Annotated in this window: 10 protein-coding genes and 1 pseudogene; all 11 read left to right on the forward strand. The window is 40.1% G+C overall.

Features of this window, described 5'->3' with window-relative positions; genetic code table 11:
- The first annotated feature begins 155 nt into the window (after positions 1–155).
- The 11 genes and pseudogenes from opp3b (at position 156) to pepF (ending at position 13,016) form a co-directional block, all read left to right on the forward strand.
- Complete coding sequence (opp3b, locus tag B9Z54_RS22010; protein WP_113930498.1) at positions 156–1,085, forward strand: oligopeptide ABC transporter permease; 930 nt, start codon at positions 156–158, stop codon at positions 1,083–1,085.
- On the forward strand, positions 1,085–2,107 hold the full coding sequence (gene opp3C, locus B9Z54_RS22015; protein WP_113930499.1) for an oligopeptide ABC transporter permease: 1,023 nt from the start codon (positions 1,085–1,087) through the stop codon (positions 2,105–2,107). The genes opp3b and opp3C overlap by 1 nt, the downstream gene beginning before the upstream one ends.
- Before the next feature lie 17 nt (positions 2,108–2,124).
- Complete coding sequence (locus tag B9Z54_RS22020; protein WP_113930500.1) at positions 2,125–3,195, forward strand: ABC transporter ATP-binding protein; 1,071 nt, start codon at positions 2,125–2,127, stop codon at positions 3,193–3,195.
- The gene (locus B9Z54_RS22025; protein ID WP_113930501.1) at positions 3,195–4,130 is read left to right on the forward strand and encodes an ABC transporter ATP-binding protein; all 936 of its coding nucleotides are present in this window, start codon (positions 3,195–3,197) and stop codon (positions 4,128–4,130) included. Before B9Z54_RS22020 ends, B9Z54_RS22025 begins: the two co-directional genes overlap by 1 nt.
- 296 nt (positions 4,131–4,426) lie before the next feature.
- Positions 4,427–5,607, forward strand: a pseudogene (locus B9Z54_RS22030) (putative glycoside hydrolase).
- Between the two features lie 1,126 nt (positions 5,608–6,733).
- Positions 6,734–7,306: a GNAT family N-acetyltransferase gene (locus B9Z54_RS22040; protein WP_113930502.1), complete on the forward strand. Its 573-nt coding sequence runs from the start codon at positions 6,734–6,736 to the stop codon at positions 7,304–7,306.
- Positions 7,307–8,230: 924 nt separating this feature from the next.
- Entirely contained in the window at positions 8,231–8,626 is a 396-nt protein-coding gene (gene spxA, locus B9Z54_RS22045; protein ID WP_113930503.1) for a transcriptional regulator SpxA, read from the forward strand.
- Positions 8,627–9,045: 419 nt separating this feature from the next.
- The gene (gene mecA, locus B9Z54_RS22050) at positions 9,046–9,714 is read left to right on the forward strand and encodes an adaptor protein MecA (protein ID WP_113930504.1); all 669 of its coding nucleotides are present in this window, start codon (positions 9,046–9,048) and stop codon (positions 9,712–9,714) included.
- A gap of 238 nt (positions 9,715–9,952) precedes the next feature.
- Complete coding sequence (locus tag B9Z54_RS26780; protein ID WP_162785330.1) at positions 9,953–10,222, forward strand: competence protein CoiA family protein; 270 nt, start codon at positions 9,953–9,955, stop codon at positions 10,220–10,222.
- The gene (locus B9Z54_RS22060) at positions 10,204–11,067 is read left to right on the forward strand and encodes a competence protein CoiA family protein (protein ID WP_481747816.1); all 864 of its coding nucleotides are present in this window, start codon (positions 10,204–10,206) and stop codon (positions 11,065–11,067) included. Before B9Z54_RS26780 ends, B9Z54_RS22060 begins: the two co-directional genes overlap by 19 nt.
- A 131-nt stretch (positions 11,068–11,198) precedes the next feature.
- Complete coding sequence (gene pepF, locus B9Z54_RS22065; RefSeq protein ID WP_113930507.1) at positions 11,199–13,016, forward strand: oligoendopeptidase F; 1,818 nt, start codon at positions 11,199–11,201, stop codon at positions 13,014–13,016.
- Positions 13,017–13,605: the final 589 nt, after the last annotated feature.

The raw sequence follows: 13,605 nt of genomic DNA on the forward strand, positions 1-13,605 counted from the left end.
TTTCAAAAGGAGAGTGTATGCATTGGCATACGCTCTCCTTTTTCCCTGAGTGTTTAAAAGAAATTGCAATTTAAGAAATAGATTGAAAATTTGTCGAAATAAGATATAATATGTAGGGTAGCCAAAAAAATAAAAAGAAAAAGGGGGGCTAAAGAGTGATCAGATATACTATGAAAAGACTAGCTTATATGTTTTTAACTTTACTCATCATTGCAACAGCCACGTTCTTCCTTATGAAGCTCCTTCCTGGATCGCCGCTTACAAACCAAGAAAAGCTGACACCAGAACAGAAGGAAATCATCCTGGATAAGTATGGTTTGAACGATCCTCTCCCAGTACAATACGTAACTTATATGACAAACTTAGCGCAAGGTGATCTAGGATTGTCATTCCAATACGACAACCGCCCGGTTACAGACATTATCGGTCAGCGTATTGGTCCTTCCGCACAACTTGGATTCCAAGCAATCGTACTAGGAACATTTATCGGATTAGCACTTGGGATTATTGCAGCATTAAGACATAATTCATGGCTGGATTATAGTGCAACACTTATCGCTGTATTAGGTATTTCAATACCATCATTTGTTTTCGCGGGTCTTATGCAATATTGGATTGGGGTTGAACTCCGATGGCTGCCTGTAGCATTATGGGGTGGATTCGAATACACGATCATGCCTACTCTGGCTTTAACTGTTGGAGTTGTAGCCACAATCGCCCGTTTTATGCGAACAGAAATGCTGGAAGTCCTAGGTTCAGATTATATCCTTCTGGCCAAAGCAAAAGGTATTACAAAGACAGCGACAGTTTTAAAGCACGGAGTCAGAAATGCAATGATTCCGATCATCACAATTTTAGGCCCAATGACGGTCGGTATTATGACAGGTACGCTGGTAATTGAACGAATCTTCTCAGTACCGGGTCTTGGGGAACAATTCGTCAACTCAATCAACACAAGTGACTACACAGTAATAATGGGTGTAACCTTATTCTATAGTGTTTTATTCATAGGAGTTATTTTCCTTGTGGACATCCTGTATGGAATAATTGACCCTCGTATTCGTTTGGCTGGAGGGAAGAAATAATGGAAACTAACAATAGAAAAAACTTAGAGAACATTAACCCTGACCTTTTCCAACCACGCCGTGCAAGCGATTCAGAATCAGAAATCATAGGGAGGCCGAGCCTCAGCTTTTGGCATGATGCATGGCTGCGCCTATTCAAAAACAAAGGAGCAATTATTGGTTTAGCTATTATGATTCTTGTAATCTTCATGGCTATCATTGGACCAGGGATGACAGAAATGTCTTATAAAGACCAAAACATCCGCCATGCTAAATTGCCTCCAAAAATCGAAGCCCTTTCTGGGATAAGCTGGTTTGATGGAATTGATAAGAACGGTAACGACGTCTATGAACAGCGTCAAGTCGAGCAGAATTATTGGTTTGGTACAGATGACTTAGGGCGTGACTTATGGACAAGAACATGGCAGGGAACACGAATTTCTCTGTACATTGGTGTACTTGCAGCTACAATTGACTTAATTATCGGAATTGCATATGGCGGGGTATCTGGTTACTATGGCGGCAGAATTGACGACTTCATGCAGCGTATCATTGAGATCTTAGTCGGAATTCCTAACTTGATTGTTATTATCCTGTTCATTCTGGTATTTGAACCTGGATTGTTTACGATAACGATGGCTATGGTAATAACCGGCTGGACCGGCATGGCCCGGATAGTCCGGGGGCAGATCCTGCAGTTGAAAAATCAAGAATTTGTACTTGCGTCACGTACACTAGGTGCATCAAGCAACAGATTGATTTGGAAACACTTGCTTCCTAACGTAATGGGTCCTGTTATCATAACGACCATGTTTACAGTTCCTGCCGCAATCTTTACTGAAGCTTTCTTAAGCTTTATCGGTTTGGGTATCGCTGCACCTCAAGCTTCATTAGGCTCCCTTGTAAACGATGGATACAGATCGATACAGTCATATCCACATATGATGTTAATTCCTTCTGTAGTTATCTCACTTATAATCCTGAGCTTTAACCTGCTTGCTGATGGACTGCGTGATGCCCTCGATCCTAAGATGCGTAAATAGTGGAAGGAGTAGAAAATATGAGCAGAGTATTAGATGTAAAAGATTTAGAAGTCTCCTTCACAACATACGGGGGAGAAGTTAAAGCCGTCCGAGGCGTGGATTTTCACCTTGATAAAGGTGAAACGCTTGCAATCGTTGGTGAATCTGGTTCAGGTAAGTCAGTTACAACCAAAGCTATCATGAAGCTTTTACCTCATCCGGCAGGATTCATCAAAAACGGTGAGATTAACTTTGAAGGCAAAGATTTAGCTAAGATTAAAGAAAAAGATATGCAGAAGATCCGAGGAAAAGACATTTCAATGATCTTCCAGGATCCAATGACATCTCTCAACCCTACAATGACAGTCGGAAAACAGATCATGGAGCCGCTGTTAAAGCATCAGAACATGAGTAAGTCGGATGCGAAAAAGCGTACGATCGAATTACTGAAGCTTGTTGGTCTGCCTAATCCTGAAGGCCGTTTCAAACAGTATCCTCATCAATTTTCTGGCGGTCAGAGACAGCGTGTTGTAATAGCGATTGCGCTTGCCTGCAACCCGAAAATCTTAATCGCGGATGAGCCGACAACGGCATTGGATGTTACAATTCAGGCTCAAATCCTTGAATTGATGAAAGATCTGCAAAACAAAATCGATACATCGATCATCTTCATCACACATGACCTAGGCGTTGTGGCAAACGTGGCAGACAGGGTAGCAGTAATGTATGGAGGACAGATTGTTGAAACAGGTACAGTGGATGAGATATTCTATGATCCAAGACACCCTTACACTTGGGGCCTTGTTGCATCCATGCCGACACTGGACACTGAAACAGGTCAGCAGCTTAAAGCGATACCTGGTACTCCTCCTGACTTGATGAACCCTCCAAAAGGGGATGCTTTCGCAATTAGAAGCGAGTACGCTCTGAAGATCGATTTCGAACAAGAACCGCCGACTTATAAAGTGTCTGATACACACTTTGTCAAATCTTGGTTACTGCATCCGAACGCTCCTGTAGTCGAGCCGCCGGAAGCTGTTAAATTAAGGCAGCGTACAATGCCTTCCAACTATGATGAGCCGGTATTACTCGAGGAGGTTCGTTCATAATGGCTGAAAAATTACTTGAAATCAAAAACTTAAAGCAATATTTCAATCCGGGAAAACCTAACATGGTAAAAGCTGTGGATGATATCTCTTTTGATATTTATAAAGGAGAAACTTTAGGGCTCGTTGGTGAGTCCGGTTGTGGTAAATCCACCACAGGCAGAACCATCATCCGCCTATACGATGCGACTGACGGACAGGTTTTGTTTGAAGGTGAAGATGTACATGGAAAGAAATCGCGCCGAGAGCTTAAAAAGTTCAACCGTAAAATGCAGATGATCTTCCAAGATCCTTATGCATCCCTTAACCCTCGTATGAAGGTGGCGGATTTAATTGCGGAAGGAATTGATATTCACGGATTAGCTTCTTCTTCAGAAGAGAGACTGAAAAAAGTTCACGAACTTTTAGAGACAGTCGGCTTGAATAAAGAACATGCGAACCGTTATCCGCATGAGTTCTCCGGCGGTCAACGCCAGCGATTAGGTATTGCGAGAGCACTTGCCGTGGATCCTGATTTCATCATCGCTGATGAGCCGATTTCTGCATTAGATGTTTCAATCCAGGCTCAGGTTGTAAATCTGATGAAGGACCTCCAGAAAGAAAAAGGATTAACATATCTTTTTATTGCGCATGACCTTTCAATGGTAAAGTATATTAGTGATAGAATCGGTGTAATGTATTATGGTAAACTTGTAGAACTTGCTCCAAGTGATTCCTTGTACAAGAATCCGCTTCACCCTTATACTCAATCGCTTCTTTCTGCGATCCCATTGCCGGATCCGGATTATGAACGCTCCCGTAAGCGTAAAAATTACGATCCAGCAGTTCATAACTATACAGAAGATGATCAATTAGAGCTTCGCGAAGTTGCTCCTGGACACTTCGTGTACTGTTCTGAAAAGGAATTCGGTCAATATAAAGCACAGTATAAAAATTAATTAACTTAAGACCTCAGAATTTTCTGAGGTCTTTTTTATTCATACTTTTAGGAAAATTTGGCTTTCGAGGCTGAGCATAGCGCTTGCACTTTTGCCCGTGTTTTCCCTTAATAAATACGGCTAAACACTATCTAAATAATTTCCCTGGAAATTCCGACAAGTTTCTTAATGAAAATCCTTTCAATTTATGCACTTCCATTGGTAAAATAGGGTATATAACATATAAATATAATAAGGGCATTTTAAATAGTATAATTGTCTAAGAGGAGAGGTTAATTTTGAATTTAAGAAACGTACTGACAGCTGCAGGGATATCGGCACTCTGTCTTCTGCCGTTTAATACTGCAGGTGCAGAAGAAGCAAATGAGTCAAAAGTCCAAAAACATCACACTTTAGATTTGAGCCTAAAACAAAAGACCATCCCTCAGCAGCTTTCCCGTTTTTTTATGATAGTGGTTTGGAATTTACATATCCGGATGCTGTAAGGGGAGTTTATGTTACAGGACACTCAGCTGGCGGAAGCCGTTTTGAGAGTCTGATAGACTTAATGGACAAAACCGATCTTAATTCCATGGTCATCGATGTAAAGGATGACTGGGGTAATATCACTTATCAAGATGAAAAGTCAGAATACAAAGACATAGGAAAGTCATATATTAAGGACCCTAGAGCAATGCTGGAAAGACTGGAAGAAGAAGAAATTTATCCTATTGCACGTGTGGTGGTTTTCAAGGACTCTGTATTGTCCAAGTCAAAACCAGAGTTATCGTATATGGAAGGAAACGAAGTTTGGGCGAATGGAAGCGGTGAATCATTTGTAAATCCATTCCTTAAAGAAGTTTGGGATTATAATGTTGGTATTGCTATAGAAGCGGCTAAAATGGGTTTCCAGGAAATACAGTTTGATTATGTACGGTTTCCCGAAGGTTTTGAAAAGAGGGATACAGAACTAAAGTACAGTATGGGTGAATATGCAGAGATGGATGAAGACAATGTCCAAAAAAGAGTGCATGCAGTTACGGATTTCGTAGCCTATGCAAAAGAACAGCTTGAACCATATGATGTTGATGTATCTGTGGATATCTTCGGCTACACAGCAACTTTGCCTGAAGCACCGGGGATTGGCCAGAACTTTACAAAGATTTCCGAACACGTAGATGTTATTTCATCCATGATTTATCCAAGTCATTGGACTTCTTATTTCGGCATTGCCAAACCAGATTTAGAGCCTTACAATCTGATCTCTGAATATGCTAAGCTGGAAAACACCAAACTTGGCGAATTGGAAAACCCGCCTGTTTCGCGTCCATGGCTGCAGGATTTCACAGCTTCATGGCTGGGTGCAGGGAATTATATGGAATATGGAAAAGCTGAAGTGGAAGCTCAAATTAAAGCTCTTCAAGATCAAGGGATCAATGAATATCTACTTTGGAATGCAGGTAATAATTATACTGAAAGTGCTGATTTTACACCCTAATGCCACTAATGCAGCAGGACTTCCTGCTGCCTTTTTTATGGCTTTTTTTGAAAACTTTGTTGCTTTTAATCATGGATTTGATAAGCTAATGCGCTAATGCCACTAAAATATCCTGGTAAGTTAAAAAGAAGAGAGCTCCTCATCCCGAATAAAGAGAATAACTCTGGCATTCGGAGAAAAATCCGGTTTTGTGGTTTTCTCGAAAGCAACAGTTTATGAGAAAAGAGCTGTTCCCTCCATGTTAAATAGAGCATTCTAATATCCGGAGGGTAATTCCGGCTCGGCTCCAGGGGATTTTTTAAAACCCGATTTTATTTGTTACAACAGCCATTCTAAAAAAATTTGCTTCTATATGCTAATTAATACTTATCCCCTTAGAAAGATTGGATCGGAAGGCGTCCTCCTGCGGGACTAGCGGGACAGGTGAGAACAAGGTTACGTACCCACTGGAACGTAACCCCCAATCCAGTTCCAGCGCCCAGCCCCTCGGGGTCAAAGAACCTCAAGAGAATAAAAGGAAAGTGCGCATTTTTTTCTCTTGAGAACATTTGCCTGTCGGGTCTGACCTGACCAGGGCGCTTCCACTTTTTATGCAGTCGAAGCCGAGGAGGCTCAACGCCCGCCCGGCGGAGTCGCGCGCCTGAAGCGGAAATCCATACTTTTAAAACAACACAATATTTGCGGTAAAAGCCTAATTAAAACAATTTAATTATTAAGCAGACACATAGTAATGTCCTTGTGTTGAGGCATGGTAACGAGAGGAGGAAAGGTGAAAGATTTGCGATAAACCGTTAATGGAACCGAGAATATTTTGATGGCTTAATGTTCCTCAGCTGACCTAGATAGTGTTGAAGAAAGTAGGCACTAAATGAGAAAGAGTTGGTTCTCATTTGACTTTTGTTCTCAATACGATACAATTAAATTGGTAAGAATACCGCTTAACATCCACTTTTTCCCACTTACGCTTTCACAACTTCTTGAAAGCAATTGAAAATCCCAAAATACAATTAAGTACATGACTTAGCTGCTGTTGTTTATAATCTTTAAGGGTATAGTATTTATGAATTGAGTAGTAAGTAGTTTGGCGAAAATAGTTGACTTAATTGATAACAAAAGGAGTAGATCAATGCATTGGTATGAGAAGTTAAATCAATATTTCCCAGTGGAAGAAATGAAATCTAAGGAACATATGGAAACCCTGCTCAAAGAACGAAGCGACATTTATCACAAAGATGAAGACGAACTTCATGTACTGATGTACGCTGAGCTGGAAAAGTTCATTTTTATTGATTATCTGTTTGTTTCTTCTAAAGCCAGAGGACAGGGGTTAGGACATCAGTTAATCGAGAAGTTGAAGAAGAAAGGCAAAGCCATCATCCTTGAAGTTGAACCGGTGGATTATGAAGATACCGATTCTGAGAAACGTTTGAAGTTTTATAAAAGGGAAGGCTTTGAACATGCTTCTAGCATTGGGTACCGCCGCAGATCTCTTGCGACCAATGAAATTAATGAGATGGAAATCCTCTATTGGGCACCCGGCAATGAATCAGAAGAGATGGTATATGAATCCATGGTCAAAACCTATGAGCTGATTCACACATATAAAGACACTAAGTTTTATGGTGCGTCTTATCAGCCAGCAGAGGAAGTATTGAATATTGAAGACGGTAGAGATACAGATATCTTGAAAGATATTTGACCACTAAATGACCTTATTGTTCAACAATAAGGTTTTTCTGTTTGATTTTTAAAAGTAATGGATTTTCGCTCAAGGATTGTGGCTTTGCGGGGTTGGCGTTGAGCATCCTGTCCTGCTAAGCGCCCTGACAGATCCCTACAGGCAAATGTTTTTAAAGAAGGCTCTTTTCTAAGAGATTGTTGCTATTTTATCCTCCTCAACATTTTACATAGAACGATTGGAGCGGAAGGCGTGCGACCTCCTGCGGGACTAGCGGGACAGGTGAGACCCCGCAGGCGAATCCAGTTCCAGCGGCCAGCACCTAGCGGATTACTGTCTCCTTCCTTGCGATAAGTCATCATCGAATCGCTGTCGCTCTTCGTGATTCCTTTATCTCATTCAGGAGCCCTTAAATCCGTACGGTGCTGAACGGCCGCTTCCGCTTTTTATGAAGCCGAGGAGGCTCAACGCCTGCCCCGCGGAGTCGTGCGCCTGGAGCGGAAATCCATTACTCTAAAAACAGCAACAAGCTTTGCGAAAACAGCCTTAAAGAAATAAGAGGGCTTTCCTTTTATTCGATTTTCAAAAGCAGCAATAGAAAAGAGCCTTTTGATAAGGATGGCTATCACGTTGATATTAAGGATGCCTTTTAAATGTATAAGTTTTTTATAAAACCTGAAGCAATTTGAAAATCTAAATAAATTTTTGGTTTTAAGGTTTAAAGGTTTGACGCTCGGGTATATGTTAAGTAGTACTTACAATTTGTATAACTTTTGTATTCAAAGTTGACAATTTATTTAAAACTATATTCATTTTAGTTATTTTCATGTATAATACATAATAGAGATTTCTTCTTTAAACTAATTATTAAATGAGAAAGTTAATTAGAGAAAACTCTACATGTGAATAAAAAGTCTTAATAATATAAGGGAGTGTGAATGGTTCATGGTAACTTTGTTCACTTCACCTAGTTGTACATCCTGCCGGAAGGCGAAAGCTTGGTTAGAAGATCATGAAATTCCATATAAAGAGAGAAATGTATTCTCGGAACCATTGAGTATTGACGAGATCAAAGAAATTTTGAGAATGACTGAGGATGGAACAGATGAAATTATCTCTACCCGTTCAAAGACATTCCAAAAATTGAATGTTGAACTTGACGCTCTGCCTTTGCAAAACCTTTTCGAATTGATCCAGCAAAATCCTGGTTTGCTCCGCAGACCGATCATCATGGATGAAAAAAGACTTCAAGTAGGATATAACGAAGACGAAATCCGTCGATTCCTGCCACGAAAAGTGCGTACTTTCCAGTTGCTTGAAGCTCAGCGAATGGTCAACTAATATATCTATTTATCTCCTTCATGCTCATGCATGGAGGTCTTTTTTTTCATCGAGAGTATATAAAGGTTTTAAATGGCCTTCCTAAGGTTATTGATTAACATAAGGAGAAACTAAAAACTTGAATTCTCAATGGGTATGAGCTAAAATAACCAAAACACTGGATTGTATAGTAGTATTCTCAGTATTGAAAAATAGGCACATTTTTAATTCCATTTCTATATGTTTTATCATAAAATAGGAGTACAAGGTATAAACTAATTCAACATTCAATAATCATCACATTCTTTTATGGCAAGCTTTCTTTATATTAGAATTGAAAAGCCTCTGCCATTAATGTGAACAGCCTACATCAATTATCAGAGCTAGTGCTCAGGGGTGCAGTCCCTTCACCAACATTGAACAGAAGGGAGAGGTGTTTGATGGAGATAGAACGTATAAATGATAACACAGTAAAGTTTTACATTTCATATGGCGATATAGAAGAAAGAGGCTTTGACCGAGAAGAAATATGGTACAACAGGGAACGAAGTGAAGAATTATTCTGGGAGATGATGGATGAAGTCCACCAGGAAGAGAACTTCACTATTGAAGGCCCTTTATGGATCCAGGTACAAGCTCTTGATAAAGGATTGGAAGTACTTGTCACAAGGGCGCAAGTCACCAAGGATGGACAGAAGTTCGAACTGCCTATCCCAGAGGACAAAATCAAGGACCTCCCTGTGGATGAACGTATAGAAGATTTCCTTGATGAACATTTTCAGCTGAAACAGGATCAAAATGAAGATGAAGGATCTTTGGAATTCACGATTAAGTTCAAAGAGTTTGAAGATGTTATCTCTCTATCGAAGAAGATGAGTGTGTCCGATTATGAGCATCTATCCACCAAGTTGTTTTCCTTTGAAGGTACTTATTACGTTCATATTGAATTTTCTGATGAGTACTTTACAGAAGAAGAAATCGATAATGTGTTAAGCATTATGCTTGAGTATGGAAATGAATCAAGCCTTACAGTCCACCGTTTGATTGAGTATGGAACAACAATTATGGATGAGGATGTTTTCAAAACGACTGCTAAACATTTCAGTTGAATTATTAATTAATACGCATTCTCTTTGGAGAGTGCGTTTATTTTTTGTCATTTCCCATTGTTCCTAAGAGGTTCTCACCACTGTATTATCCAAGTATAGAATAAGTGTATATTCATTAACCCTGCTTTTAGAGAATTAGTTTGAAGTCGCATTACAACAACTTTTCATAAAAATGACCACTCTTAAAAAAGGAAATAAGCCTCCAACCTCGAAGAATATATTAACAGGAGGTGAACAAATGCTGACCGCATTAGACAAAAATCTGCAGTGGACTACATTAATCCGCCTTTCAGATCAAGAGGTCGCAGATTTAAAAGGGTGCAAGTTCTATTGCCCCGAATGCCATTCCCCCGTAATCATTAAAGCGGGCGAAATCAAAATCCCCCATTTTGCACACCTTTCAGGGACGGACTGTGGAGGCAGCACTGAGCCGGAAACATCCATTCATATGAAAGGAAAAAACTTCTATTCCAACATTTTTCTTCTCTTATTTCCACAGTTTCATTAGAACAGTACCTGCCCTCTATTCAACAGAGGCCAGATGTCTATATCTCGTTGAAGGACAAAAGCTATGCTGTCGAATTTCAATGTGCGGCTATCAGCAGCGATGATTTTCTTGTCAGGACAAAAGGCTATCAGAATAAAGGCATTGAACCAGTCTGGATCTTAGGCAGCAGGATTAACATGAAAGGAGCAGGTCCGCGAATTTCCTTACCCCATTGGCAGCAGCAATTCATCCGCTATAGTCCCCATGCAGGTTACTGGATCTCATATTTAGATGCTGATAAAGAAAGTATGCTCTTTTATTACAACCTTACATCTCTTTCCGCCAGACTATTCACTTCTGAAGTAATCATTCTTCCCCTTACTTCCGTCCTATTTCCATTTCAACTCCCTTTTAAAAACAAGAAAAATTTGCAATTCGAAGTTTACCGAAACTCAAATGATACCTGGATCAAAAATAAATTGATGTATAACAGCGGGGTAAATGACCGGTTCTTAAAAGCTCTTTATTTAAACAGGGACCATCTATTGAGCATACCGGACTTCATAGGTGTTCCGACAGAACATACGCTGCTTTTTATAAGCCACCCGATCGAATGGCAGTATTACGTTTGGAATGATGGGTTTAGAAAGAAATCAAAGGGTTCCATAGTTAGATTTTGGGAGTTGTACAACTTTTTTCTAAGGAGAATGAGCTCGGGGTTTATCCGCTGCAGAAGTCTTCCGCTTGTTAGAGAAGAAATGAAAGTGGAGGCACTGAAAGAATACTTAATGATTCTAGTTAAAAGAGGCATAATAAAAGAAATCAGGAACGAAGAATATTATGTGACAGGAACACATACTAAATAAAGTTAAAAGTTTTTTTAAGGCAAGGAATTGATTTCTTATCGAAATCATCCATTTCTTGCAGGATTTTCTTTTTTGATAGAGAATGTAAGAAGAAAGGATTAATTCGAATAGCGAAAGAATGGAGGATACATATGACAAATGAAACAGCTGTAAAGAGTCTTCCTAACCGTAAGGATATCAAGGAAGAACTGACTTGGAGACTTGAAGATATTTTTGCTGATGATAAAGTATGGGAAAAAGAATTTAAAGAGGTACAAGAAATGATAAAAGGGGCAGGGGATTATAAAGGTACACTTTCTGAAAGTGCCGGTCACCTTTATAAAGCTCTGAAATTCCAGGATGAAATATCCGAGAGAATGGGGAGACTGTACGCCTATTCCCACATGAGATACGACCAGGATACGACTAATTCCTATTATCAAGGGCTCGATGACAGAGCAAAAAGCTTATATACTCAGCTTTCCAGTTCATTTGCTTTTCTGGTGCCTGAAATCCTGGCAATTGATGAAGACAGGCTGAACAGCTTCCTGGAAGAAAACAAAGAGCTTCACCTGTACAGGCATGCTCTTGAAGAAATTAATCTTCAGCGCCCTCACATTTTATCTGCCGAACAAGAGGCGCTTCTTGCCCAGGCATCCGAAGTACTGGGTGCCTCAGCGAATACATTCGGAATGTTGAATAATGCTGATATGGAATTTCCAACAATCACTGATGAAAATGGAGAAGAAGTCGAGATCACGCATGGCCGATATATTCGTTTTCTTGAGAGCGATGACCGCCGGGTAAGGGAAGAGGCATTCAAGGCTGTCTATAAAACCTATGGAAAATTCCAGAATACATTTTCAAGTACATTAAGCGGTACAGTAAAAAAAGATAATTTCAGCGCAGAAGTAAGAAACTATGATTCTGCCCGACATGCTGCACTGTCTGCTAATAATATCCCGGAAACGGTTTATGAAAATCTCGTCAAAACCGTTAATGATAACCTGCACCTGCTTCACCGTTATATCAAATTGCGGAAAAAAGTATTGGGACTGGAAAAGCTTCACATGTATGACTTGTACACTCCGCTGGTTAAAGAAGTGAAAATGGATATCCCGTACGAAGAAGCCAAAGATATGATTCTTAATGGCCTTACTCCGCTTGGTGAAGAATATATGAACGTCTTGAAAGAGGGCTTTGAGAACCGCTGGGTAGACGTCTTAGAGAACAAAGGAAAGAGAAGCGGTGCCTATTCGTCGGGAACATATGGTACGAATCCTTATATCCTTATGAACTGGCAGGACAATGTCAATAACTTGTTCACACTTGCGCATGAGTTCGGACATAGTGTTCACAGTTATTACACGAGGAAGGCGCAGCCTTATCCATACGGCAATTATTCAATCTTTGTTGCTGAGGTGGCCTCTACTTGTAATGAAGCGCTATTAAATAATTATTTAGTGAATAATATTGATGATGAGAAAAAGCGTTTGTATCTTCTTAATCACTATTTGGAAGGATTCAGAGGTACTGTATTCCGTCAGACAATGTTTGCTGAATTCGAACACATCATTCATAAGAAGGCACAAGAAGGCGAAGCGTTGACTGCAGAAATGCTTTCAAAGGAATACTATGAATTGAATAAGAAGTACTTTGGGGAAGAAGACATTGAAATCGACGAAGAAATCGGTCTTGAATGGGCACGGATTCCACACTTCTATTACAATTATTATGTGTATCAGTATGCGACAGGCTTCAGTGCAGCAACAGCATTAAGCAAGCAAATCCTGGAAGAAGGACAGCCGGCAGTTGAAAGATACATTGAATTCCTTAAGTCCGGAAGTTCTGACTATCCGATCGAAGTACTGAAAAAAGCTGGGGTTGACATGACTGTTTCACAGCCAATCGAAGAAGCGATGAAGGTTTTTGAAGAAAACCTGAATGAAATGGAAAAGTTGCTTTCTTAATCTGTGATCAAAATACAAGAGAAAAATTAGGAGGCTGGGACAAAAGTAGAAAACTAATTGATGCAAGTAGAAATCATCAAAAATAAAACCGCATGAGATCAAGGTTATATACTTGATCTCATGCGGTTCATTTTTGTTAGTAGGCTCTCACCTTAAAGATGTTATTTTTTAGATTAGGTTATCCGCCAGTTCCTGATCGTAGGCGGATTGGAGCGGAAGGTGTGCGACCTCCTGCGGGACTAGCGGGACAGGTGAGACCCCGCAGGCAAAGCCGAGGAGGCTCAGCGCCCGCCCCGCGGAGTCGTGCACCTGGAGCGGAAATCCTTTCTTTATACTCAGACACATTCTTTTGAAAAGAGCTTTTTATAAGGTTTTGTCCCAGCCTCTTTTGCCTTTTCCCTTATGGTACAAGGGAATTCAAAGTGGAATATATCATGACATGGAAATGCAGAAATTCTCAAGGGTAGATTCATAAAAGTTTAACCTATCCTCTATTTCCAGCTGCAGTCAAAATCCTCTGAATCTCTTTCGATTATTAAGAAATTGCATAAGAAGAAGGAGCGAAATAAAGAGCAGTGGAGACGTTAGA

The sequence above is a fragment of the Bacillus sp. P14.5 genome (genome assembly GCF_003316765.1).
In the GTDB taxonomy this organism is placed as follows: Bacteria; Bacillota; Bacilli; order Bacillales; family Bacillaceae_B; genus Rossellomorea.